This is a genomic window from Extensimonas soli (genome assembly GCF_029211265.1).
Classification (GTDB): domain Bacteria; phylum Pseudomonadota; class Gammaproteobacteria; order Burkholderiales; family Burkholderiaceae_C; genus Extensimonas; species Extensimonas soli.
The window spans coordinates 13419-37471 of sequence record NZ_JARGEL010000028.1 but is presented as its reverse complement, the minus strand read 5'-3'; the positions used below and the strand labels follow the sequence as shown (position 1 = coordinate 37471).

24 protein-coding genes are annotated in these 24053 nt (G+C 65.0%); 7 read left to right on the top strand and 17 right to left on the bottom strand.

The window, feature by feature from the left end; genetic code table 11:
* Nucleotides 1-59: 59 nt before the first annotated feature.
* The 4 genes from PYV55_RS13000 to PYV55_RS12985 form a co-directional block, all read right to left on the bottom strand.
* Nucleotides 60-281 carry a DUF350 domain-containing protein gene (locus PYV55_RS13000; RefSeq protein ID WP_275851918.1) on the bottom strand — a complete coding sequence of 74 codons (222 nt, stop codon included), beginning with the start codon at nt 279-281 and terminating at the stop codon, nt 60-62.
* Nucleotides 282-405: 124 nt separating this feature from the next.
* On the bottom strand, nt 406-1971 hold the full coding sequence (locus tag PYV55_RS12995) for a DUF4178 domain-containing protein (protein ID WP_275851915.1): 1566 nt from the start codon (nt 1969-1971) through the stop codon (nt 406-408).
* 87 nt (nt 1972-2058) lie between these two features.
* Complete coding sequence (locus PYV55_RS12990; protein WP_275851912.1) at nt 2059-3102, bottom strand: SPFH domain-containing protein; 1044 nt, start codon at nt 3100-3102, stop codon at nt 2059-2061.
* Between the two features lie 100 nt (nt 3103-3202).
* Nucleotides 3203-3709 (bottom strand): HPP family protein, encoded by a 507-nt coding sequence (locus tag PYV55_RS12985; protein WP_275851911.1) that lies wholly within the window; start codon nt 3707-3709, stop codon nt 3203-3205.
* A gap of 93 nt (nt 3710-3802) precedes the next feature.
* Between PYV55_RS12985 and PYV55_RS12980 the strand changes: the two genes are divergently transcribed.
* On the top strand, nt 3803-4384 hold the full coding sequence (locus PYV55_RS12980) for a TetR/AcrR family transcriptional regulator (protein WP_275851908.1): 582 nt from the start codon (nt 3803-3805) through the stop codon (nt 4382-4384).
* Between the two features lie 74 nt (nt 4385-4458).
* Here PYV55_RS12980 and PYV55_RS12975 read toward each other — a convergent pair whose 3' ends face one another.
* From PYV55_RS12975 to tsaB, 4 genes are all read right to left on the bottom strand, one after another.
* A complete protein-coding gene (locus PYV55_RS12975) occupies nt 4459-6660 on the bottom strand; it encodes a c-type cytochrome (RefSeq protein ID WP_275851905.1) in 2202 nt (733 codons plus the stop codon).
* Between the two features lie 192 nt (nt 6661-6852).
* The gene (locus PYV55_RS12970; protein ID WP_275851903.1) at nt 6853-7815 is read right to left on the bottom strand and encodes a uracil-DNA glycosylase family protein; all 963 of its coding nucleotides are present in this window, start codon (nt 7813-7815) and stop codon (nt 6853-6855) included.
* Between the two features lie 85 nt (nt 7816-7900).
* Nucleotides 7901-8401 (bottom strand): ribosomal protein S18-alanine N-acetyltransferase, encoded by a 501-nt coding sequence (rimI, locus tag PYV55_RS12965; RefSeq protein ID WP_275851901.1) that lies wholly within the window; start codon nt 8399-8401, stop codon nt 7901-7903.
* Complete coding sequence (gene tsaB / locus PYV55_RS12960) at nt 8398-9123, bottom strand: tRNA (adenosine(37)-N6)-threonylcarbamoyltransferase complex dimerization subunit type 1 TsaB (protein ID WP_275851900.1); 726 nt, start codon at nt 9121-9123, stop codon at nt 8398-8400. The genes rimI and tsaB overlap by 4 nt, the downstream gene beginning before the upstream one ends.
* Nucleotides 9124-9397: 274 nt before the next feature.
* Between tsaB and PYV55_RS12955 the strand changes: the two genes are divergently transcribed.
* From PYV55_RS12955 to trxC, 6 genes are all read left to right on the top strand, one after another.
* Nucleotides 9398-9829: an Hsp20/alpha crystallin family protein gene (locus PYV55_RS12955; RefSeq protein WP_275851898.1), complete on the top strand. Its 432-nt coding sequence runs from the start codon at nt 9398-9400 to the stop codon at nt 9827-9829.
* Nucleotides 9830-9846: 17 nt separating this feature from the next.
* Nucleotides 9847-10248 (top strand): Hsp20/alpha crystallin family protein, encoded by a 402-nt coding sequence (locus tag PYV55_RS12950; protein ID WP_275851896.1) that lies wholly within the window; start codon nt 9847-9849, stop codon nt 10246-10248.
* Between the two features lie 73 nt (nt 10249-10321).
* Nucleotides 10322-10828: an Hsp20/alpha crystallin family protein gene (locus PYV55_RS12945; protein WP_275851894.1), complete on the top strand. Its 507-nt coding sequence runs from the start codon at nt 10322-10324 to the stop codon at nt 10826-10828.
* 56 nt (nt 10829-10884) lie between these two features.
* Nucleotides 10885-12390 (top strand): D-alanyl-D-alanine carboxypeptidase/D-alanyl-D-alanine endopeptidase, encoded by a 1506-nt coding sequence (dacB, locus tag PYV55_RS12940; RefSeq protein ID WP_275851893.1) that lies wholly within the window; start codon nt 10885-10887, stop codon nt 12388-12390.
* Nucleotides 12391-12393: 3 nt separating this feature from the next.
* Complete coding sequence (locus PYV55_RS12935) at nt 12394-12648, top strand: SemiSWEET transporter (RefSeq protein WP_275851891.1); 255 nt, start codon at nt 12394-12396, stop codon at nt 12646-12648.
* An 82-nt stretch (nt 12649-12730) separates the two neighbouring features.
* Complete coding sequence (gene trxC, locus PYV55_RS12930; RefSeq protein WP_275851889.1) at nt 12731-13165, top strand: thioredoxin TrxC; 435 nt, start codon at nt 12731-12733, stop codon at nt 13163-13165.
* Between the two features lie 21 nt (nt 13166-13186).
* Here the strand turns inward: trxC and PYV55_RS12925 are convergent, their stop codons facing one another.
* From PYV55_RS12925 to dnaK, 9 genes are all read right to left on the bottom strand, one after another.
* On the bottom strand, nt 13187-14428 hold the full coding sequence (locus tag PYV55_RS12925) for an EAL and HDOD domain-containing protein (RefSeq protein WP_275851887.1): 1242 nt from the start codon (nt 14426-14428) through the stop codon (nt 13187-13189).
* A 143-nt stretch (nt 14429-14571) separates the two neighbouring features.
* Nucleotides 14572-15840 (bottom strand): EAL and HDOD domain-containing protein, encoded by a 1269-nt coding sequence (locus PYV55_RS12920; protein ID WP_275851885.1) that lies wholly within the window; start codon nt 15838-15840, stop codon nt 14572-14574.
* 66 nt (nt 15841-15906) lie between these two features.
* Nucleotides 15907-16983, bottom strand: a complete 1077-nt coding sequence (gene leuB, locus PYV55_RS12915; protein ID WP_275851883.1) for a 3-isopropylmalate dehydrogenase — start codon at nt 16981-16983, stop codon at nt 15907-15909.
* Between the two features lie 69 nt (nt 16984-17052).
* Nucleotides 17053-17703 (bottom strand): 3-isopropylmalate dehydratase small subunit, encoded by a 651-nt coding sequence (leuD, locus tag PYV55_RS12910; protein ID WP_275851880.1) that lies wholly within the window; start codon nt 17701-17703, stop codon nt 17053-17055.
* 30 nt (nt 17704-17733) lie between these two features.
* Nucleotides 17734-17862 carry an entericidin A/B family lipoprotein gene (locus PYV55_RS12905; RefSeq protein ID WP_275851877.1) on the bottom strand — a complete coding sequence of 43 codons (129 nt, stop codon included), beginning with the start codon at nt 17860-17862 and terminating at the stop codon, nt 17734-17736.
* Between the two features lie 10 nt (nt 17863-17872).
* A complete protein-coding gene (leuC, locus tag PYV55_RS12900; RefSeq protein ID WP_275851875.1) occupies nt 17873-19294 on the bottom strand; it encodes a 3-isopropylmalate dehydratase large subunit in 1422 nt (473 codons plus the stop codon).
* A 117-nt stretch (nt 19295-19411) separates the two neighbouring features.
* Nucleotides 19412-20776: an MBL fold metallo-hydrolase RNA specificity domain-containing protein gene (locus PYV55_RS12895; RefSeq protein WP_275851873.1), complete on the bottom strand. Its 1365-nt coding sequence runs from the start codon at nt 20774-20776 to the stop codon at nt 19412-19414.
* A gap of 73 nt (nt 20777-20849) precedes the next feature.
* Nucleotides 20850-21980 (bottom strand): molecular chaperone DnaJ, encoded by a 1131-nt coding sequence (gene dnaJ, locus PYV55_RS12890; RefSeq protein ID WP_275851871.1) that lies wholly within the window; start codon nt 21978-21980, stop codon nt 20850-20852.
* 106 nt (nt 21981-22086) lie between these two features.
* Nucleotides 22087-24030 (bottom strand): molecular chaperone DnaK, encoded by a 1944-nt coding sequence (gene dnaK / locus PYV55_RS12885; RefSeq protein WP_275851869.1) that lies wholly within the window; start codon nt 24028-24030, stop codon nt 22087-22089.
* Nucleotides 24031-24053: the final 23 nt, after the last annotated feature.

The following is a 24053-nucleotide window of genomic DNA, read 5'->3' as shown; positions in this document are numbered from 1 at the left end:
ACAGCCCACGCTGGCGCGGCGGGGCGTGCGTCCGCGTCTGCGCAGTCGGAGCAAAATCATCACCCGTGGATCGCCGCCGCCACGATGATCGATATGCCCAGGCACATTGCGGCCACGACCAGGGCCAGCGCGCGGTTTTGCTTTTCGACGATTTCGGCCCACAGGTCGTAGGGCGTGATCTTGTCGATGACGACGAAGCAGAGCCAGAAAACGACGACGCCGATCAGCGCGTACACCACCGAGCCGAAGAATGCCGCAGGCTTGAGCCATTCAAGTTCCATGGAAACCTCCTGGGAAACGGGACATGACTTACGCAAATCGGGGGCAGGCAAAGCGAGCGCCCCATGGCAAAACACTTTGCTGCTTCCTTGTTTGCGTAAGTCCAGAGGGAAAAAATGGGTGCGCTCACTTGTGTCCGCCTCCGCTCGAATAGCCGCCATACGAGCCGCCCGCGCTGCGTATGCCGCTGCCCACGGACGCGGGGCCGCACGAGCGCAGGAGGATGAGCAGCACGATGAGCAGCAGCACCACGATCACGATGGTGCGCAGGCTGAGCTGGGGCGCGGCGGAAAAGGGCTTGACATCGTCGCGCCGGAACATGGCGGCCTGGCCCTGCAGACCGAAGGCCTGGGCCACGGTGTCGCTGCTGAGCCTGCTGCCGGCCGACCAGGTGACCTCGGTCGCGGTCTGTTCCATGTTTAGCAGGCCCTTGGCGCTGGCGAAGTCGCGGTTGAAGGTTTTTTGGCCGCGCGCCACGGGCCAGTAAAACTCGCCCGCGACGTAGGTGGTTTCGGCCTCGTAGCTGTATTGCAGGGTGTAGGTGCTGCCCAAATACGTGGCGGTGCGCGCATTGCTGCCCGCGAGCGTGGGGGCGCCCGTGGTGGGTCGCACCAGGCTCCAGCCCTCGGTGGAGTCCACCAGAAAGCCAAACCCGCGCTGGCGGTGGTAGAGCAGGTATTCGTCCCAGCCGAACAGCTCGTCCTCGCCGGCCACCTGCCCCATGCGGTGCTGAAACCCCACCACCTGCCATGGCACGCCCTGCAGCTGGCCGGTCGCGCCCAGGGGGATGAGCGGCTGCACGGGCTCGTCCTGCTGGGCGTGGCGCAGCTCGCCGCCCAGGCCCTGGCTCAGGTCGATGATGCTGTGGCAGGCGCTGCAGGTGACGCTTTTGCTGCGTTCGAGCTGCACCTGCACCGGTGCGCCGCAGTGCGGACAACTGAACTGGCGCGCCTTTTCTTCGCGCGCGGATTCGTCCTTGAGGCCCTGCAGCTGCAGTTCTTCGAGCAGCACGGCGCGCCCGCGCGAGACGCTGGGTGCGGCAGGTTGCGGGGGCGCAGGGGCGGCCAGGTCTGGCGCCGCCGTACTGGCGGGCGGCACGCCCGCGCTTGCCGGGTTGTATTCGAGGCTCAGCACCTCGCCGTCGGCGCTGCGCAGTTCGACCACGGCAAAGGGCACGCCCAGCGGCGGCAGCTTGGGCAGCTCGCCCTGCGCCGCGATCAGCGCGACCTGCTCGCTGAAGGTGACGCTGAATGGCTTGCCCTCGATCGCCGTGCCCGTGCCCACGCGAAACCGTGCCGCGTCGGGCAGGGGCCGCGTGGGCGCCAGCGGCCACGTGAAGACGTAGGCGCCGTTGTCTTCGGCCAGCCAGGCGATACTGTCGTCTTCCAGCAGCGCGTACCACTCGCTCCACACGCCCGTGGAGGACTTGTATTGCAGCCGTCCGACGAGGGTGAAGGCCAGCGCCTTGCCGCCCTCCTGAAAGCGCCCGCTCGCGCCCAGCTGCAGCGGGCTGTGGTCGTCGAACAGCTCGGCCATCTTGCCCAGGCGCGCCAGCACCTCGCCGCTGCGCACCACCGTGCTCTGGCAATAGGCGCAGACCGCATGCGTGCTTTGCGCGCTGCGAAACTCCACCGGCGCGCCGCAGCCAGGGCAGGGCGCGCGGTAGTGGCGCTGGGTCGCGTCAAGGGCCATCGGCAAATTTCGAACGTTTTGGGGCTGTAGTGAAGGTAAGACAACGGTTAGCAGCTACTCAAACAATAGCGCAGCGGCGGCGGGCCCTCAGACGAGCTTTTTCAGCAGCTCGGCCTTCTTCGCGTCGAACTCCTGCTGCGTCAGGATGCCCTTGGACTGGAGCTCGGCGAGCTTTTCCAGCGTGGTCATCACCTCTTCGGGCTTCACGCCCGCGGGCGCGGCGGCTGGGGCGGCGGTGGCGGCAGGGGCACCCCCTTGCAGCCCGGCCTGCAGGTTTTGCGCCAGCACCTGCCCCAGCGCCACGCCGGCACCCAGGCCCATCGCATCGCCCGCAATGCCGCCGCCCGCGCCTGCGGTTTCGGCCAGTTTGGGGATGGCCTGCGCGGTCTGGTACTGCATGAATTTGCCCATGTCGTTGCCGACCATGCCCATGCCGATTTTCTGGTCGAGGATTTTTTGCAGCTCTTCGGGCAGCGACACGCTTTGCACCGTAAAGCCGTCGAGCTGCAGCCCGAGCTTGGCAAATTCAGGCTGCAACTGCCGCGCGAGCGCCTCGGCAAACATGCTCTGGTTGGCCGCCAGGTCCAAAAAGGGCAGGCCGCTTGCGGCAATGGCGTTGCTGATGTTTTGCAGCACCAGCCCGCGCAGCTGCCCGTCCAGGTCGGCCGTGGTGTAGCTGTCGCGCGTGCCCGAGACGTTGATGTGGAAGGCCTTGGGGTCGGCAATGCGGTACGCATAGTTGCCAAAGGCGCGCAGGCGCACGGCGCCGAAGTCCTGGTCGCGGATGCTGATGGGCTGCGGCGTGCCCCATTTCTGGTCGAGCTGCTGGCGCGTGCTGAAGAAATACACGTCGCTCTTGAAGGGCGACTCGAAGAGCTTGTCCCAGTTCTTCAGGTAGGTCAGCACCGGCAGCGTCTGGGTGCCGAGCTTGTGCATGCCGGGGCCAAACACGTCGGCCACCTGCCCCTCGTTGACGAACACCGCCACCTGCGATTCGCGCACCGTGAGCATGGCGCCGTTCTGAATCTCCATGCCCGCCATCGGAAAGCGCCAGGCCAGCGTGCCGTCGCCCGACTCGGTCCATTGGATGACGTCGATGAACTGTTTCTTGATGAAGTCCATGAGGGCCATGCGAGCGCTCCTGAAAAGTGAGATCGCGGCATGATACCTGCGCGCCGGGGAGCAGGATTCACAGGAGTGACTACCGTGTCATACCCCGTCCGGAGTATGGTCACCAGTATTTGGGATATTTCGTCCCTCGGGTGACGTTGTTGTAAGCCAGGGCAACGACCACAAGGATGAGTGCCCCTGTCAGCGTCGGGAACCATAAAAAGCTCCAGGAGGGCTGCGACAAAAATACGATGACCGGATTGGAGCCCGCTGGGGGGTGCACGGTGCGCGTCCACATCATGGCAGAGATCGCTGTGCCAACGGCAAGCGCCAATGCCCACCAGTGTGCGCCGAGCAGCTTCAGGAACACCAAGCCGATGAAAGAGCTCAAAAGATGCCCGATCAGCACATTGCGGGGTTGCGAAAATGGCAAGTCTGGAAAGCCGAACACCAACACGCAGGACGCGCCGAAGGAGCCGAGGATCAATGGCAGGGACGCCCATTCCCCCGTCTTGGCGATGACCGCAATGGCGAGTGCGCCGCCTAGCCATGCCAGCGCAATGTTTTTCCAACTGGGTGCCGCTGCAGTTGCCGCGCCGCCCCCTTTTTTGAATTCGATGAACGACATGAACCACCTCCTGCATGAGTTTGATGTAGACGAATCTGTCTACATTGCGGAGGATAGAAGATGTGGACAGGTCTGTCTACATGGGAGGTAGCAGTGCAGCAAGAAAAACCATCCGCGGCAGGACTGCCCGCACGTGAGCGCATTCTTCTGGCTGCGCATGATCTGTTTTACCGGGAAGGCATACGCGCAACCGGGGTGGATCGCGTCATCCAGCAGGCCGGGGTCACCAAAGTGACCTTTTATCGGCACTTCCCAGGCAAGAACGACTTGGTGGCTGCCTTTCTCGAGTATCGGCACCAAAAATGGCTTGCATGGTTCAAGGAGGCGTTGGAGCGGGCGCCCACAAATCGGCAATATCTTCTCGAGCCCGTCGTTTTTGCGCTGACCGAATGGTTTGGCGATCCCCACTATCGAGGTTGCGCGTTCATCAACAGCGCGGTCGAACTCGGCGGCACGCAACCATGGGTGACAGCTACCGTTTTACGCCATAAAAAAGACATGGAGGACGCAATCGCCGCCCTGCTTCCTGCCAATGAAGCACGTGCCGAACTTGCTCAGGCAGCAGCGATTGCAGTGGATGGCGCGATCGTGCGCGCGCAGATCGAAAAAAATCCGAAAGCTGCATTAGCGCCGCTTGAAAAAATATTGCGTGTCCTGTGTGAGAAAGGGGCATGATCTTTCCCCACTTGCGCAAGTCGGGCAGGCGCAAGCAAGCGCCAATTCAGACGTCCATATCTCAATAGCTGGTCTCAATATCGAGCGTCGAAAGGTTTTTTGTCCTTTGGCCAATCTTTTGCCTTGGCGGCAAAGTCTGGCCGCGGCATGTGGGTAAAGTATTCGGCGACATCAACGGCCTCTTGGTCTGTCAGTCCACCTTGCCCTAATGGGAAATTGTCATGGAACGCAATGGGCATGTTGCGTTTGACGAAGGCAGCGGCCGTATAGGTGCGCGCCATTCCAGCGCCGATGTTGAAAGACTGGTCGCCCCACAGCGGCGGATAGATCCAGCGCCCTGCATTTTGAATGCCCTCGCCGTCCTTGCCATGGCATAGCGCGCACTGATTTGTGTAAATTTGCTTGCCGTTGGCAACGTTGGGAATGAGTTTCGTATCAATCTTGCCCACGCCGCGGCCTTCCACTTTGTCTTCTGGCTTGGTTTCGCGTTTCATCCAGTCGAAGTAGGCGATCATGGCTTTCATTTCTGCGGAATCCACGGGCAAAGCCTTGCCATTCATAGAACGCAGGAAGCAACCATTGATGCGATCGGCCAGAGTAATCACCCGGCCAGAACGTGGTGCATAACTCGGAAAGAAGGCAGAGACGCCGACGTAGGGCGAGCCGTCAGCCACCGTGCCAGCGTTCAAATGGCAACTGGTGCAATTGAGCGCATTGCCGACGTTGTGAGGCAGCAGATCGCGCGTTTCGAGATTCAGGCGCGCGCCCTGCACCAGTTGCGGTGCATTGGATTCCTTGAGCATGTTGGCAAGCCGCGGCGTTTCGAATTTGCGGTTGTCGATTTTTTTGACATCCAGCTCTTTGCGCATATCGGCCACCACTTCTGTCGTGATCGGCTTGGACTCGGAGCGCCCCCAGCTCTTGCGAACAAAATTGCCGATCTCGGCAATTTCCTCGTTGCTCAGGCGGGAGAAAGAGGGCATGGTCAATACACGCGCATAAGTTTGTGTTTGTGCCGATTTCGACCCTGTGAGCATGATGTGCACGAAGGTTGCGGGATTGTCTTGCTGCAACGCAGGATTGTCGCTGAGGGGTGGAAATACTCCTGCCACCCCTGCGCCGTCGCTGCGATGACAATCGTTGCAGAACTGCAGATAACCCAGGCCACCGCGGCTCGTATAAAGATCAACGGGCACGTTCGCGGCCCGCGCTATAGGGCCCTGACGGGCTGGAGGCGCAATGGCTAAAGTGGGATTTGGCGCCACCTGCATGGGCTTGTCATATTCGCTGGGCGGCAGCGACTTGAGGTAGATGCCGATCGCCAGCAGATCACTATCGGTAAAGTATTGTGTGCTGTGCTGCACCACGTCAACCATGTTGCCTGCGACGGCGCCGTGGCGATTGCGCCCCGTTTTGAGCATTTCAGCCGTTTCTTCCGGGGTCCACAATCCGCGCAGACTCAGGGCGCGCCAGTTTTCCACTGTCTCGCCAGCCAGATAGTAAATACCCTTGGGGCCGGCTTCGGACATGGCCTTTTCTTGAAAACCTATGCCCCGCGGCGTGTGGCAGGCGCCGCAATGGCCTGCGCCCTGAACGATGTAAGCCCCGCGATTCCATTGCGCGCTTTGCTGCGGGTTGGACTCGAAGGGCTTTTCGTCGAGAAATGCCCAGTTCCACAGAGCAATCCCCCAGCGCTGGTTGAATGGAAACGACATACCCAAAGGCAGGTTGGCTTGTTCGACTGGCTTGACGCCTTTCATGAGGTAGGCGTAGAGCGCTTTCAGATCGTCCGTCGACATCTTGGCATACGACGGATAGGGCATGGCTGGATAGAGGTTGTGGCCGTCCGACGCAACGCCTTTGCGCATCACGCGCTCGAACTGCTCGAAGCTGTAGCGGCCGATGCCGGTTTTCGGGTCGGGGGTGATGTTGGTCGAATACAACTTGCCAAAAGGTGTGGTCAGCGCCAGTCCGCCCGCCAAAGGTTTGCTCTTGTCGCCCGTATGACAAGCCACGCAGTCGCCCTGGCGTGCAACGTAACGGCCTTTATCGACCAAAGTCTTGGTTGAAGCATCCAGGCCAGCCGCGTAACTTGCGGGCAAGTCGTCAATGACCTGTGGCGCGGAGGCGTTGAGGGAGGACTGCGGGCCGGGCGTTGGTCGGGGCTGCGGCTGCCCCTGCGCGAACAGGTTGCCATAACCAATGGCCCCTAACAGCACAAGGGGGATGGTTCCGAGGATCTTTGTGACAGTTGACGTGGTAAGTGATTGGGGCATCGTAGTGCTTTCAGGTGATGGGCAACACGGAGCGAAGACCGTTCACGGAGTACCGCTGGTGGTATTTGGGGGGAAATTGGACTCGATGGTAAGTCAGGAAAGGAGAACAGACGATGAAAAGCAAGCGCTGCTATGAATGGCGCTTGACGTAGCTCAAAACGGGCCGCGCGAGTGGGTAAGCGAAGCCCCGCGTTATGTGCAACGCCCCCGCACCAAGGCCAGCGCGTGGCACAGGTCGGCCCAGGCGGCGGCCTTGCTGGCCTGGGAGCGCAGCAGGAAGTCCGGCGCGTAGCTGACGACGGCGGGCGCGGGGCCTATCTGGTGCGCGCTGGCGCGCAGCGCGCCCAGGGGGTCGGTGCGCCCCAGCGCCACGCGCGCGGGCAGCAGGCCCAGCAGCAACACCATCGCCGGCTGCAATTCGGCCACGGCGGCGCCGAGTGTGGCGGGGATGTCGGCGCTGGCGACGAGGCTGGGCGCGCAGGTGCTGACGGGGGCGACAGGGGCGACGTTGCCAGTCAACGCGGGGGCTGGATCGGCACCTGCAGCGGCGGATGCAGCTGCTGTGCCGGCGTGCGGCGCGGGGCGTTCGAGCGCGAGCAGGAACACACGCGGGTGCAGGTGCAGGCGCAGTGCGCGCAGCATGTTGTCGAGCAGCTTGCGCGCGGCTGCGGCGTGCGGGTTGGTGGGCGGCAGCGTTTCGGTCACGACGAGCCAGCCGGCTCCGAGTTCGGGTGGCGTCTGCTGTGCATCGGCCTGCGGGTACAGCGCCTGCAGCGCATGCACGTACAGGGTGGGCGGCAATGTGTCGGCGGCTGCACCGGCGCGGGAAGTGGCGGGTGCGCCCGGCGGGCTGCGCGGCGCGGCAGAGCGCGCTGCGGCCGGGGCGGCGGGGCGTATGGCGTCTGCCGTCCGTGGCTGCGGTGGCGGGGTGGGGGGCGCTGCTGCGCGCTCTGGTTGGGCGCCGGCATCGACCACGGCCGCAGCCACGGCCGCGTTTGCCGCGGCGCCGGGCACGGGGGTGCCGGCCAGGGCAGGGCGGACAGGACGGGCCGCTGGTGCAGGCTGCGGGGGCTGGGCCGCGGGCTGCGGCAGCCACAGGGCAATGCCCATTTCTTGCAGCATGGCGCGCTGGCGCGCATCGAGGTGCAGGCTCATGGGGCGATGGTAAACGTGCGGGGGCGAGAAAGATGGCGAGGTGGCGGGCAAGGTGGCGGCCGAGGCAGGAGGCGACGCAGCGGTACTACAAGCGCAGGCTCATCACGAGGGCATCTTCGCGTGTGCTGCCGGCCGCGGGGTAGTAGCGCTTGCGCACGCCCACGCGCTGAAAGCCGTGCGCGGCATAGATTTTTTGGGCGCGCAGGTTGCTCACGCGCACTTCGAGCCACAGCCACTGCGCACCGCGTGCGCGCGCCCACAGGCCGAGCGCGTCCAGCAGCACGCGCGCCCAGCCTTGCTGCTGGAACGCCGGTGCCACGGTGAGGTTGAGCAGGTGCGCCTCATCGACCCCGAGCATGGCGACGTAATAGCCTATGACTTCATCGCCGCCGAGTAACACCTGCGCCTGGTAGCCGGCCGCGAGCGTGTCCATGAAGTTGCCGCGGCTCCAAGGGTGGGAGTAGGCGACGTTTTCGATGGCCAGCACGGCGTCGAGCCGCTCGAGCGAGAGCGGCGCCAGGCGCACCTCGGGCGGCAGCGCGTGCGGCGCTTGTGGTGCGGCAGGGCCTTGGAGCCGGGCGTTCATGGCGTAGCGGCAGCAGCGTGGCGCGCGGCGGCGCGCTCTGCCGTGGTCTGCGCGACCTTGTCGCGGAGGTAGAGCGGCAGCGCGGCGCGCGCGGGCACGGCCTGACCGGCGGCGAGCAGCGCCGGCGCCAGGCGCAGCAGCGCCGTGGCCGTGGGCAGCACCGCAAACACGGGCGCGGCCACGCTCTCGTGGCGGCTGTGGGCCGCAAGGCGTGCGCCATACACGGCGGCGGCATTGCCGGCGAGCGCCCAGCCGGGCGGCAGCGGCACGGCTTCGGGGGCGCTCAGGTGGGCCGGCAGCGTGCATTCCCAGTGCCCCGCGCTCCAGCGGTACGGTGCGACATAGACCTCGTCCATGCGCGCGTCGAGCGCTGCGACGACCTGCGTGCAGCCGTGCTGGTGGCGTGCCTCTTCGGCCACGGCGAGCAAGGTGTCCATGGGCAGCACGGGCACGCCCTGGCCTTGCCGCGCACCCAGCGCCAGCCCCTGCGCCACCGCGCAGGCCGTGCGCAGCCCCGTGAACGAGCCCGGCCCGCGTCCGAAGGCGATGGCGTCCAGCGTGTCGAACGACAGCCCCGCTTGCGCGAGCAGCGCGCGCAGGGTGGGGATCAGCGTCGCAGACGCCTGCGCGCCGCCCGGGCCGCTGTGCTCCCAGAGGGCAGTGCCGTGCTGCACGGCGATGCTGAGCGTGTCGGTGCTGGTGTCGAAGGCGAGCAGCTTCATGGCGTGATGGCGGCTGGGAGGAATATAAAAATCATAGCTGCTTACGCTTTATGTATGGGCGCTTGAGCGCAAAATCATTGAAAAACCGCCCAATGTCGGCACCGGGGTGGAGCCGTGCATCCGAGCGGCGCAGGGCGCATTTTGATGCAGTGCAAAAAGCGCAGTGCAGCACTATGCTGACTCGATCTTGAAAAAAATGCGGGCCACCATAGTTTGCGTGACGATGGCGCTGCTTGCAGCGCTGATGCCTGAAACACAGAAAGGAGCCTGAGTCATGTATTACCGCTCTCTCTTTCCGAGTTCCGTGTTTGCGGACCTCGACCGGCTGCAGCGTGAAGTGCAGCAGGTGTTCGGCCTCGGACCGAGCATTCGAGGCTTGGCGCGCGGCTTTCCGACGCTCAACGTCGGCGGCACGCCGCAGTCGGTGGAAATCTATGCCTTCGCGCCTGGGCTCGACCCTGCGAGTCTGGACGTGCAGATCGAGAAAGGCATTTTGACGCTCTCGGGCGAGCGCAAGGCTGCCGATGTGCCCGAAAAAGCCACCGTGCACATCAACGAGCGTTTTGCCGGGCGTTTCCGCCGTGTCGTCTCGCTGCCTGACGACATCGATCCGGCCTCGGTGGCCGCCAAGTACCGCGACGGCGTGCTGCACGTGCGCATACAGCGCAAGGAAGAAGCCCAGCCGCGCCGCATCACCATCGAATGATTGAGGAGGTTTGCACCATGAGCGAAAACCAAGTCACCCAAGCCGCAGCGAACGCGGTGAACCAAGCGGCAGACAAGGCGCCAGAGGACTTCACGCTGCTGCCGCCCGTGGACGTGATCGAGGATGCCGGCGGCATCAGCCTGTACGCCGACCTGCCTGGCGTGCCCAAGGACAAGCTCAGCCTGCAGATCGAGTCCGACACGCTCACGATCGAAGGCGAGCTCGCGCTTGACGTGCCTCAGGGTATGGAAGCGAGCCACGCCGAGGTCGGCCTGCCGCGCTACCGCCGCGTGTTCACGCTCTCCAAGGAGCTCGATCCCGCCAAGACGCAGGCCAAGTTCGAGCAAGGCGTGCTGACTCTGCGCATCCCCAAGGCCGAGCATGCCCAGCCGCGGCGCATCGAAGTGCAGGTGGCCTGAGCTACTTGCTGGGGGTGAAGACGCATACGCCTGGTAGATTGCCAGGCGTTTTTTCTACAAAACGGAGGTTGCGATGAAAGTGGAATCCTTGAAGGAAAACGTGGGCGCCCTGTGGGACAACCTGTCCGAAGGCTGGCGCAGTCTCACGCGCTTTGCCGCGGGGGCCTTGACGCGCTTCAAGCCTGGCGCGCAGACGCAACTGCCGGCCAAATTCGAGATGGACGAAGACTTCTTCCTGCCCTCGCGCAACTGGGCCGTGCTCGGTGCCGACTTGTTCGAGGATGAAGAGCGCCTGGTCGTGCGTCTTGAACTGCCGGGGCTGGAAAAGAGCGACCTGCGCATCGAGGTGCACGGCGACATGCTGGACATCAGCGGTGAGAAGCGCTTCGAGCGCGAAAGTACGCAAGGCCGCTGGCGCGTGATGCAGTGTGCCTATGGCAGCTTTCAGCGCAAGGTGCCGCTGCCCGTGCCGGTGCGCGCCGACGCGGCCCGTGCCACGTACAAAAACGGCGTGCTGCGCGTCGAGCTGCCCAAGGCCGCACCCGGCAAACCACTGCCCATGACCGTGCCGGTGGAGTGAAGCGCGGGCGCAATCCGCAAGCGCGGGGCCATGTGGGGGCGTTCTACACTCGCCCCATGTGCTGTGCGCTTTCTTCTTTCACCACCTGCGTGGGCACCGGCGTTTTGCTGCGGGCCGCGCGGGTTTTTTGTGTGGCTGCGGCGGGGCTGGTCTTGTGCCTGGGCGCGGCCAGGGCCCAGCCTGCGGCGGGCGCTCCTGCTTCCGTAGCTGCATCGGCTTTGCCCGCGGCCGTGGAAGCCGCTTTGGCGCGTGCGCAGCTGCCGCGTGAGGCGCTGGCCGTCTGGGTGGCTGACGCGCAGGACACGCGCCAGCCGCCGCGCCTGGCGTACCGCGCGCAGGTGCCCATGAACCCGGCTTCGGTCATGAAGCTCGTCAGCACTTACGCGGCGCTCGACCTGCTCGGGCCGTCCTTCATCTGGCAAACGCCCGTCTATGCCGACGGTGCGGTGCAGGGCGGCACGCTGCACGGCAACCTGTACCTGCGCGGCCAGGGCGACCCCAAGCTCGTGGCCGAGCGCCTGTGGCTGCTGCTCAAGCGCGTGCAGGCGCAAGGCATAGTGCGCATCGCCGGCGACATCGTGCTCGACCGCACGGCCTTCGAGCTGCCGCCGCAAGACCCGGCCGACTTCGACGGCGAGCCGCTGCGCCCCTACAACGCCGCGCCCGATGCGCTGCTGCTCAACTACCAGGCCGTGGGCATGGGCTTCATCCCCGACGAGGCCGCGGGCGTGGCGCGCATCCACTACGACCTGCCGCTTGCGGGCGTGCAGCGCCAGACGCAGGTGCCGCTCGCGCCTGCCGGCACGCCCTGCGGCGACTGGCGCGCGGGCCTGCGCGCCGAGCTCTCCGATGCGCGGCGCACCGTCTTTCGCGGCAGCTACCCGGCGGCCTGCGGCGAGCGCGTTTGGCCCGTGGCGGCGGCCGATCCGCAGAACTTCGCCGCGCAGGCGATCGCGGGCCTGTGGCGCGAACTCGGAGGAACGTTGGACGGCGGCGTGCGCGATGGGCGCGTGCCGGCGGGGCTGCAGCCCATTTTCAGCGCCAGTTCGCCCACGCTGGCCGAGGTGGTGCGCGACGTGAACAAGTTCAGCAACAACGTCATGGCGCAGCAGATTTTCCTCACGCTTGCGCTGCAAAAAAACGGCGTCGCCACGCGCGAGGGGGCGCGCGCCATCATGCGCCAGTGGTGGCAGGAACGCCTGCCCGACGCCGCGCCGCCGCAGCTCGACAACGGCGCCGGTCTGAGCCGCAGCGCGCACGTCAGCGCGCAAGCGCTCGGGCGCATGCTGCAAAGCGCCTGGCGCGCGCCCGTGATGCCCGAGCTCGCCGCGTCGCTGCCCATTCTTGGCGTCGATGGCACCTTGCGCCGCAACCAGGCCAGCGCCGCGGGCCAGGCGCACCTCAAGACGGGCAGCCTGCGCGACGTGGTGGCCATCGCCGGCTACGTCGATGCGCCCAGCGGCCGGCGCTGGGTGCTCGTGGCGCTCGTCAATCACCCCAGCGCCGCGGCCGCGCGCCCGGCGCTCGAGCGCCTCGTCGAGTGGGTGCGCGCGCAGCCCTGAGCTATGCACTGGACGGATTGGATAGGCTACCTTGCCGCCACGCTCACCACCTGCAGCTTCGTGCCGCAGGCCCTGCACACCTTCCGCACGCGCGACGTGCGGGGCATTTCGCTGGGCATGTACGCCGCGTTCACCGTGGGCATTGCGCTGTGGCTCGTCTATGGCCTGCTGCTGCAGGCCTGGCCCCTCGTCGCCGCGAATGCGGTCACGCTCGCGCTGGCGGGGGCCATCCTGGCGATGAAAATTCGCTATGGATAGGGGGCGTAGGGATTGGTATTGAACCACGCGCCGGCAACCCGATATGCAAGGCAGCGATCCACCCCACGACTACCCGACCACCATGACCGAAGCCTTGCACATCGTTTGCCCTCATTGCCACACCACGAACCGCGTGCAGTCCACGCAGCTGCGCAGCGCGCCCAGCTGCGGCAAATGCCACCAAGCGCTGTTCACGGGCGCGCCGCTGGAGCTCGACGCACAGAGCTTCGAGCGCCATATCGGGCGCAACCAGATTCCTGTGCTGGTCGACTTCTGGGCGCCCTGGTGCGGGCCGTGCCGCCAGATGGCGCCAGCCTTTGCCGAGGCTGCGCGCCAGCTCGAGCCCGAAGTGCGCCTGGCAAAGCTCAATACCGAAGCGCAGCAGGACATCGCTGCACGCTACGGTATTCGCAGCATCCCGACCATGATTTTGTTTCGCGGCGGGCGCGAGGTGGCGCGCATCTCGGGCGCGCTGGGTGCGGCCGACATCGTGCGCTGGGTGCGTTCGGCGGGCTGACGGTCGGCCCGCGGCCGCGCGTCAGGCCGCTGCTTCGTCCAGGCTTTCGGCCCAGGTCAGGGCCTGCAGATGCGCCCAGTTGACCTGCCGGTTGGTGAGATGCAATTCCTGCGCGAGGCGCGCGAAGGTCTCCTCGTCGCCGCTTTCGCAGGCTTTGGTGAGTTCGAGAAAAGGCGCGAACACCCCTTTTCCATGCAGCAGTGCTTCGGTCACGGAATCCGGCAAAGCCACGGACTCCAGGGCTTTTTCCAGCGGCATGCCGAGCATGACGTCGAGCAGCGAAAACACGCCCACGACAAAGGCGTTATCGCATTCCTCGGGGGGCAGCAATTCGGCGGCGAGCAGTTCCATGAGCCGGCCGCGTACCACGGCGGTGGTGCCCACGACGGGTGGCGGGCCGCCAGCGCGCGAGGTCGTCAAAAGCAGCGCCGCCCAGCGGAACAGCTTTTTCAGGCCGAGGATCATCACCGCATGGCGAAACGAGGTGACTTCGCACGACAGTCCGAACCCCGAGGAGTTGATGTAGCGCAGCAGGTTAAAGGACAGGGCCGGGTCGCGCTTGAGGAGTTCCTCGATCTCCGCCGTGCTGGCCTGCTTGCGCACCAGGTTGATGAGTTGGATGGTGATGGCTTGCGAGGGGCGGGCGATGGTGGTCTGCACCAGCACGGGGCGCGCGAACCAGAACCCCTGGAACAGCGTCACGCCGAGGTCTGCCATGCGCTGGAATTGCTCTGCGGTTTCGACTTTTTCGGCGACGAGCGTGGCCTGGCTGTGCGCACGCGCGAATTGCACCAGCGGCGCAGCGAGTTCCGGCTTGAAGGCTTGCATGTCGAGCTTGACGAAGCTCGCCAGCGGTAGCCAGCTGGCGTAGGGGCGGCGCAGCACCTGCTGGTCGAAAGCGAGGCGAAAGCCGCGCTGGCGCAGGGCCTGCAGCGTGGCAACGCGCCCCTCGATGTCCTCCGCCGAGGCCTCGCCCGCGAGCGGCGGTACCTCGAGCACCACTTTTTCGGGGTGGACGAGCTCCAGGTGGCCGCCTGCCAGGCTTTCGTGCGTGCAGTTGATGAACACCGTTTTTTTGCCGACCAGTGCTTCAGTGCCTGCATTGGACAGCGCATTGAACAACAAGGCCGCGTCGCTGGCGGCCGTATGGTGGTCCGAGGCCGTGGTGCGGTCGAACAGCTCGTAGCCATAGACGGCACGCTGCGCATCGACGATGGGCTGGCGCGCGATGATGGCCAGATTCGTGGCTTCGGCAGCTTCCATGGCGGCTACATTTTCTGTCGCCGCTGTGTCTGCGGTTGCTGTGTCTGTGGTGTGAGGGCTGGGCATGGCGTGCGGAGTGAGGGGCCAGGAAAGCGGCATTCTATGGCCCATGCCACGACGCGCGACCTGGTTGTGCTTGAGCGCTACTGCTCGCTGAACTGGTCGGCCCAGGCCAATGCCTGCAGGTGTGCAAGGTTGATTTGCGAGCTCGTCAGGCGCAGGTTGTGCGCGGCGCGGTCGAAGGCGGCATCGTCGTTCATCTCGCAGGCTTGGGCCAGCGTCAACAGGTCGCCCAGGGTGCCCTCGTGCCGCAGCAATGCTGCTACGACGACGGCAGGAAGATTCAGCAGGCCCAGGGCAGCTTCCATGGGCATGCCGAGCATCACGTCGAGCAAAGAGAAAATTCCTGTGACGAAGGCTTGGTCGGCATCTTCCTGGGAAAGAATTTCCAATGTCAGCAGTTCCATGAGCCGGCCACGCACGACGGCGGTGTGTCCTAGGGAGGACGGAGCCCCGCTGGCGCGCGTGGCCGTGAACAGCAAAGCAGCCCAGCGGAACAGCTTCTTGAGGCCCAGCAGCAGCACTGCCTGGCGCAGCGAGGTGATTTCATGCTGCAACCCGAAGCCTGCCGAATTGATCAGGCGCAGCAGGTTGAAGGCCAGGCTCGGGTCTTTTTTGAGCACCTCTTCGATTTCTTCCGTGCTGGCTTGCTGGCGTACCTTGTTGATGAGCTCGATGATGCAGGCTTGGGCAGGGGTGAGTACGCGCGCTTCTATGACTGCCGGACGTGCGAACCAATAGCCTTGGAAGAGCGCGATGCCCTGGCCTGCGGCAAAGTCGTACTGCTGTGCGGTTTCGACTTTTTCGGCGATGAGTTCGGCCTTGGAGTGCCGCCCGGCGTAGCGCACGAGCACGGCCAGCTGGTCGGGGGCGAGCACGGACAGGTCGAGCTTGATGTAATCGGCCAGCGGCAGCCAGGGCGCGTAGGCCGATTCGAGCACCGTGTGGTTGAAGGCCAGGTGAAAGCCGCGTTCGCGCAAGGCGCTCAGGATGGGCAGGCGGGCGTTGACCTCATCGACGGCGGTGTGGCCCAGTGGGGGAATCTCGAGCACCACCTTGTCCGGGTTCAGCAGATCCAGATGTCCACCGGCCAGGGTTTCGTGCGTGCAGTTGATGAAGATGAGCTTGTTGCCCAGCAGTTCCTCGGCGCCCGTGTGCGACAAGGCCGTGAACATGAGAAGCACGTCGCTGGTCGCCGTGTGTTCGCCGCTCGAGCGCGCGCGGTTGAATAGCTCATGGCCAATCACGGCCTGCTGGGTATTCACGATGGCCTGGCGCGCGATCATGGCGACGGCGAAAGGCCCAGAGGCAGACGCTGCCGTGGCTGCGTCTGGTGCGGCTTGGGTGGACATGGGCGGCGGCTGTAGCTAGGGTTGGGCAGAGGTTTGCCGCATTTTAGGATCCTTGCTGCGCGCGCCTCAATGGTTTTGCAGCGCCTTGACCACCGCGTCGCCCATTTCGCGTGTGCCCACGCGCGTCGTGCCTTCGCTCCAGATGTCGGCGGTGCGCAGGCCCTGGGCCAGCACCTGTTTGACGGCGGCCTCGATGCGTTCGGCGGCGGCTGGCTGCGCTAGCGAAAAGCGCAGCATCATGGCCGCGCTCAGGATGGTGGCGAGCGGGTTCGCAATGCCTTTGCCCGCGATGTCGGGCGCGCTGCCGTGGCTGGGCTCGTACAGGCCCTGGCCTTTGTCGTTGAGCGAGGCCGAGGGCAGCATGCCGATCGAGCCGGTGAGCATGGAAGCCTCGTCGCTCAGGATGTCGCCGAACATGTTGCCGGTGACGAGCACGTCGAAGTTTTTCGGCGCCTTGACGAGCTGCATCGCGGCGTTGTCCACGTACATGTGCTCGAGCGTGACGTCGGGGTAGTCCTGGTGCACTTCGGTGACCACGTCCTTCCAGAACTGGAAGGTTTCGAGCACGTTGGCTTTATCGACGCTCGTGACCTTTTTGCCGCGTTTGCGCGCGGCCTCGAAGGCCACGCGGGCGATGCGTTCGATCTCGGGGCGGGTGTAGCGCATGGTGTCGAAAGCTTCTTCGGCGCCCGCAAACGCGCCGTCGGGGGCGCTGCGGCGCCCACGCGGCTGGCCGAAATAGATGTCGCCCGTGAGCTCGCGGATGATGAGGATGTCCAGACCCGCGACGAGCTCGGGCTTGAGGCTGGAGGCGCCCACGAGCTGTTCGTGGCAGATCGCGGGGCGGAAGTTGGCGAACAGTCCGAGGTGCTTGCGCAAGCCCAGGATGGCCTGCTCGGGGCGCAAGTGGCGCTCGAGCTTGTCGTACTTCCAGTCGCCCACGGCGCCGAACAGGATGGCGTCGGCCTGCTGCGCGAGCCGCAGCGTGGTCTCGGGCAGCGGGTGGCCGGCGGCCTCGTAGGCGGCGCCGCCGATGGGGGCTGTTTCCATCTCGAAGCGCAGGCCGAGCGCCTGCAGGACTTTGACGGCTTCGGCCATGATTTCGGGGCCTATGCCGTCCCCGGGGAGGATCGCGATTTTCATGAAATACTTCTTTATTGATAGCTACTAGCGCTTGATTTATATTGGCTAGAGGCTATTTTTACTACTAATTCAGGCGAGCAGCGTGTGTGCGAGCCAGGGCTTGGTGGCCAGGCGCTGCGCTTCGTAAGCGCGGATTTTGTCCGCATGACGCAGCGTGAGGCCGATGTCGTCGAGGCCGCCCAGCAGGCAGTATTTGCGAAAGGCGTTGATCTCGAACGGGATTTCTTCGCCTTGCGGGCGCACGACGACCTGGCGCTGCAGGTCGATCGTGAGCTCGTAGCCGGGAAAGGCCGCCACTTCATCGAAGAGCTGGTCGACGATGCCTTCGGGCAGCACGATAGGCAGCAGACCGTTCTTGAAGCAGTTGTTGAAGAAGATGTCGGCAAAGCTCGGCGCGATCAGCGCGCGAAAGCCGTATTGCTCGAGCGCCCAGGGTGCGTGCTCGCGGCTCGAGCCGCAGCCGAAGTTTTTGCGCGCCAGCAGGATGGACGCGCCCTGGTAGCGCGGCTGGTTGAGCACGAAGTCGGGGTTGGGCTTGCGGCTGGCCGGATCCATGCCGGGCTCGCCGTGGTCGAGGTAGCGCCACTCGTCGAACAGGTTCGGGCCAAAGCCCGTTTTCTTGATCGACTTGAGGAACTGCTTGGGGATGATGGCGTCGGTATCGACGTTTTCACGGTCGAGCGGGGCGACGAGCCCCTGGTGCACGGTGAATTTCTGCATGGCGATGTCTCTGGGGCTTGGCACAGGTTCTTACTTGGCGGCGCGCTCGATGGCGTTGCCGGCTTTCTGCACGTCCTGCCCCATGCCCTGGATGGTGTTGCAGCCGCTGAGCACAAAACCCAGCAGGACAAGGAGGACAGCAGTAGTCGTTTTTTTCATGGTGGAAGCCTCAAGCGAATTGGCGTACATCGACGAAGTGCCCGTGGATGGCGGCCGCCGCGGCCATGGCGGGGCTGACCAGGTGTGTGCGCCCGCCCGCGCCCTGGCGGCCTTCGAAATTGCGGTTGCTGGTGCTCGCGCAACGCTCGCCGGGCTCGAGCCGGTCGGCGTTCATGGCCAGGCACATGGAGCAGCCGGGTTCGCGCCACTCGAAGCCGGCGGCGCGGAAGATTTCGTGCAGGCCCTCGCGTTCGGCCTGTTCCTTGACCAGGCCCGAGCCCGGCACGACCATTGCAAGCTTGACGTTTTTCGCGACCTTCTGTCCCAATTTCTTGACCACTGCGGCGGCAGCGCGCAGGTCTTCAATGCGGCTGTTGGTGCACGAGCCGATGAAGACCTTGTCGATGTGGATGTCGGCAATGGGTTTGCCGGGCGTGAGGCCCATGTAGGTCAGCGCGCGCTCGATCGCATTGCGCTGGTTGGCGTCTTTTTCCTTGTCGGGGTCGGGCACGCGCGCATCGATACCGAGCACCATTTCGGGGCTCGTGCCCCAGGTGACCTGCGGCACGATGCTGCCCGCGTCGAGTTCAACCACGCGGTCGAACTGCGCGTCGGGGTCGGAGTGCAGCGTGCGCCAGTAGGCCGCGGCCTGCTCCCATTCGGCGCCCGTGGGCGCGAGCGGGCGGCCTTTGACGTACTCGATGGTTTTGTCATCGACGGCCACGAGCCCGGCGCGTGCGCCGGCTTCGATCGCCATGTTGCACACGGTCATGCGGCCTTCCATGCTGAGTGCGCGCATCGCCGAGCCGGCGAACTCTATCGTGTAGCCCGTGCCGCCGGCGGTGCCGATCTTGCCGATGATGGCGAGCACGATGTCCTTGGCGCCGACGCCGCGCGCAAGCGGCCCTTCGACCTTGACGAGCATGTTCTTGGCCTTTTTGGCCAGCAGCGTCTGCGTGGCGAGCACGTGCTCGACCTCTGAAGTGCCAATGCCGTGCGCCAGCGCGCCAAAGGCGCCGTGCGTGCTCGTGTGGCTGTCGCCGCAGACCACGGTCATGCCGGGCAGCGTGGCGCCTTGCTCGGGGCCCATCACGTGCACGATGCCCTGGCCTTTGGACATGAAGGGGAAGAACGCCGCCGCGCCGAATTCGGCGATGTTGGCGTCCAGCGTGGTGATCTGCTCCTTGCTGATCGGGTCGGCAATGCCGTCGTAGCCCCGCTCCCAGCCCGTGGTCGGGGTGTTGTGGTCGGCCGTGGCGACGACCGAGCTGATGCGCCATGCCTTGCGTCCGGCCTGGCGCAGCCCTTCGAAGGCCTGCGGGCTGGTGACTTCGTGCACCAGGTGCCGGTCGATGTAGAGCAGGGCGGTGCCGTCTTCCTCGGTGTCTATGACGTGTTCGTCCCAGATTTTGTCGTAGAGGGTGCGTCCCATGGATGGTTCTCGAGAAGGTCTTGGTGTGGGGAAAAAGCGATTTTAGGACGCGGAGCGAAACATCGGCGCTGCGTCATGGGCACAGAGTGGCAGTCGGCAGGTGCATGCAAACCCTGCTCACGCCGGGCAGGTGCTGGCGTGCTCGGGCACGCTGGCGCGCCAGCGCAGTTCGTGGGCGATGCGCCCGCGCAAAGCGTCTGCGGCGCCCGGCTCGCCGTGCACCACGTACACCTGCTGGGGCGCGTGCTCCATGCTGCGCAACCAGGCCAGCGTCTGGTTGGCGTCCGAGTGCGCCGAGGCGGAGCTGAGCGCCACCACTTCGGCGCGGATGTCCACTTCCTGGCCAAAGATGCGGATGCGCTTTTCGCCGTCCGCAATGCGTGCGCCGCGTGTGCCCGGCGCCTGGTGGCCCGTGATGATGATCATGTTGCGATGGTCGCCCGCGTACAGCGCCAGGTGATGCAGCACGCGCCCACCCGTGGCCATGCCGCTGGCGGACAGGATCACCATGGGGCCGTGGCGGCGTGCGAGGGCCTTGGATTCGTCGGTGGTCTGCACCATGGTGGCCTCGCGCGAGAGCGCCTGCGACTGGCGCAGGTTCAGGCGGTGCTCGCCCAGGTGCTTTTCGAACAACCCCGTGGTGCTCACGGCCATGGGGCTGTCGAGAAAGACGGGCAGCGAAGCGGGGATGGCTTTGCGCGCCTTGAGCATGTGGATCGCATGCAGCACGGTCTGCGCCCGGCCTACGGCAAACACCGGCACCACGGCCACGCCGCCACGCTCGGCGAGCCGCTGCAGCGCCGGGCCGAGCTCCTGCAGGATGTCGGTGGGCGGGTGCTCGCGGTCGCCGTAGGTGGATTCGACGAGCACGGTGTCGGCCTGCGGGGGCGCCTCGGGGGCGTTCATGATGAGATCGTCCGGGCGGCCGAGATCGCCCGAGAACAGTATGCGACGCCCGCCGACTTCGAGCAGCACGCTGGCTGCGCCCAGGATGTGGCCCGCCGGCATGAAGCGCACGCGCCAGCCGGAAATCGGCTCGAATGGCTGATGGAACGCGTGGGCACGAAATTGCTTCAGGCAGCGCTGCGCGTCGATTTGGGTGTAAAGCGGCAGCGCGGGCGTGTGTTCGCTCAGCTGGTGGCGGTTCAAGAATGCCGCGTCTTCTTCCTGCAAATGGCCGCTGTCGGGCAGCAGGATGGCGCACAGGTCGCGCGTGCCCGAGGTGCTGTGCACGGGGCCGTGGTAGCCGTCGCGCGCAAGCAGCGGCAGGTAGCCGCTGTGGTCCAGGTGCGCGTGGGTCAGCACCACGGAGTCGACTTCGGCGGGCGCCACGGGCAGGGGCTGCCAGTTGCGCAGGCGCAGCTGCTTGTAGCCTTGAAACAGGCCGCAATCGACGAGCAGACGGCGCCCGTCGTAGTGCACCAGGTATTTGGAGCCGGTGACCGTGGCAGCGCCACCGAGAAAGCTGATATTGACCGTCATGGGGAGGAGTCCTTTCGCCCCCGATGGTAACGAGCGCGGCAACAGGCGCCGGCCACACCGGCGTGGCAAAAGCTCAACTGAACCAGTTCTTCAGCCGGTCGGTCCAGCTTTGCGCGCTGGGCGAATGGCGATGCCCGCCTTTCTTGAGCGATTCATCGAGTTCACGCAGCAGTTTGCGCTGATGTTCGGTCAGTTTGACTGGCGTTTCTACGGTGATGTGGCAATACAGGTCGCCGGCATGGCTCGAGCGTATGCCCTTGATGCCCTTGCCGCGCAGGCGGAACTGCTTGCCTGCCTGCGTGCCTTCGGGGATGTCGATCGCGGCCTTGCCGTCGAGTGTGGGCACTTCGATTTCGCCGCCCAGCGCCGCCGTGATGAAGCTCACGGGCACCTGGCAGTGCAGGTCGTCGCCGTCGCGCTCGAAGATTTCGTGCTTTTTGATGCGGATTTCGATGTAGAGGTCACCCGGTGGGCCGCCGTTGACGCCGGGCTCGCCATTGCCGGTGCTGCGTATGCGCATGCCGTCGTCTATGCCCGCAGGGATCTTGACTTCGAGCGTCTTTTGCTTCTTCAAGCGGCCCTGGCCGTGGCAGCTCGGGCAGGGCTCGGGGATGATCTTGCCCGAGCCGCGGCAGTGCGGGCAGGTCTGCTGCACGCTGAAAAAGCCCTGGCGCATCTGCACCGTGCCACTGCCGCCGCAGGTGCTGCAGGTCTTGGCGCTGGTGCCCGGCTTGGCACCGCTGCCGTGGCATGTGTCGCAGCCTTCCCATGCGGGGATGCGGATTTGCGCGTCCTTGCCGTGGGCAGCTTCTTCGAGCGTGATCTCGAGCGCATAGCTCAGGTCGCTGCCGCGATAGACCTGGCGCCCGCCGCCGGGGCGCCGGCTCTGGCCGAAGATGTCACCAAAAATGTCGCCAAAGGCTTCGGCGAAGCCGCCGAAGCCTTCCCCGCCGCCGGGCCCGCGCATGTTCGGATCGACGCCGGCGTGGCCGTACTGGTCGTAGGCCGCGCGCTTTTGCGGGTCGGACAGCATCTCGTAAGCCTCTTTGGCCTCTTTGAACTTTTCTTCGGCAGCCTTGCCGGCATCCCCCTGATTGCGGTCGGGGTGGTGCTTCATGGCCAGCTTGCGGTAGGCTTTCTTGATCTCGTCTTCGGAAGCATTCTTGGGAACGCCCAAGACTTCGTAATAGTCTCTTTTGGACATGTTTCAGGGCCGGGGTGGAACATGGAAACGCCGCGCCCGCCTCTTGCGAGGGCCTGGCGCGGCGGTGAATCGTCACTCAAACGCGGAGTGCTGCTTACTGCGCAGGTCAGTCTTTCTTGACTTCCTTCACTTCGGCATCAACCACGTCATCGTCTGCATGGGCCGACGATGCGCCTGCCGCGCCGCCGCCTGCTTGCGTACCTGCTGCCTGCGCAGCTTGTGCCGCCTGGGCATCGGCGTACATCTTTTCGCCGAGCTTCTGGCTTGCGCTCATCAGGGCGGCGGTCTTGGCTGTGATGGTGTCCTTGTCGTCACCCTTGATGGCGTCTTCGAGCTCCTTGATCGCCGCTGTGATCTTGTCCTTCTCGGCGCTGTCGAGCTTGTCGCCATGCTCGGCCAGGCTCTTGTTGACGCTGTGGATGGCGGCATCGGCTTCGTTGCGGGCCTGTACCAGTTCAACCTTGCGCTTGTCCTCGGCGGCGTTGAGCTCGGCGTCCTTGACCATCTTCTGGATCTCGTCTTCCGACAGACCCGAGTTGGCCTTGATGGTGATCTTGTTTTCCTTGCCCGTGCCCTTGTCCTTGGCGCTCACGTGCAGGATGCCGTTGGCGTCGATGTCGAAGGTCACCTCGATCTGCGGCAGGCCGCGCGGTGACGGGGCGATGCCTTCGAGGTTGAACTCGCCCAGCAGCTTGTTGCCGCTCGCGAGCTCGCGCTCACCCTGATAGACCTTGATGGTCACGGCGGGCTGGTTGTCCTCGGCCGTGGAGAAGGTTTGCGCGAACTTGGTCGGGATGGTCGTGTTCTTGGCGATCATCTTGGTCATGACACCGCCCAGGGTCTCTATGCCCAGCGACAGCGGCGTCACGTCGAGCAGCAGCACGTCCTTGCGCTCACCCGAGAGCACCTGGCCCTGGATGGCTGCGCCCACGGCCACGGCTTCGTCAGGGTTCACGTCCTTGCGCGGCTCCTTGCCGAAGAATTCCTTGACCTTTTCCTGCACCTTGGGCATGCGCGTCATGCCGCCCACGAGGATCACGTCGTCGATGTCGGACACGGACACGCCGGCGTCCTTGATCGCGATGCGGCAGGGCTCGATCGTGCGCTGGATCAGCTCTTCCACCAGGCTTTCGAGCTTGGCGCGCGTGAGCTTGATGTTGAGGTGCTTGGGGCCAGAGGCATCGGCCGTGATGTAGGGCAGGTTGATGTCGGTCTGGGTGGAGTTCGAGAGCTCGATCTTGGCCTTTTCGGCGGCTTCCTTGAGGCGTTGCAGCGCCAGCACGTCCTTGCTCAAGTCAACGCCTTGTTCTTTCTTGAACTCGGTGATGATGTAGTCGATGATGCGCTGGTCGAAGTCTTCGCCACCGAGGAAGGTGTCGCCGTTGGTCGAGAGCACCTCGAACTGCTTTTCGCCTTCGACGTCGGCAATTTCGATGATGGAGATGTCGAAGGTGCCGCCGCCCAGGTCATACACGGCCACCTTGCGGTCGCCCTTGCTGGTTTTGTCGAGGCCGAAGGCCAGCGCCGCTGCGGTGGGTTCGTTGATGATGCGCTTGACTTCCAGGCCGGCGATGCGGCCGGCGTCTTTGGTGGCCTGGCGCTGGGCGTCGTTGAAGTAGGCCGGCACGGTGATCACGGCCTCGGTCACGGGCTCGCCCAGGTAGTCCTCGGCGGTTTTCTTCATCTTGCGCAGCACTTCGGCGCTGACCTGCGGCGGGGCGAGCTTCTGGCCGCGCACCTCGACCCAGGCGTCGCCGTTGTCGGCCTTGACGATCTGGTAGGGCATCAGGTGAATGTCCTTTTGCACCTCTTTTTCGTCGAACTTGCGGCCGATCAGGCGTTTGACGGCATACAGCGTGTTCTTGGGGTTGGTGACCGCCTGGCGCTTGGCAGCGGCGCCGACCAGGATTTCGCCGTCTTCCTGATAAGCCACGATGGACGGCGTGGTGCGCGCGCCTTCGCTGTTTTCGATCACGCGCGGGGTGTTGCCCTCCATGACGGCCACGCAGCTGTTGGTCGTGCCGAGGTCAATACCGATGATTCTTCCCATGTTGAATTCTCCCGTTGAAACTG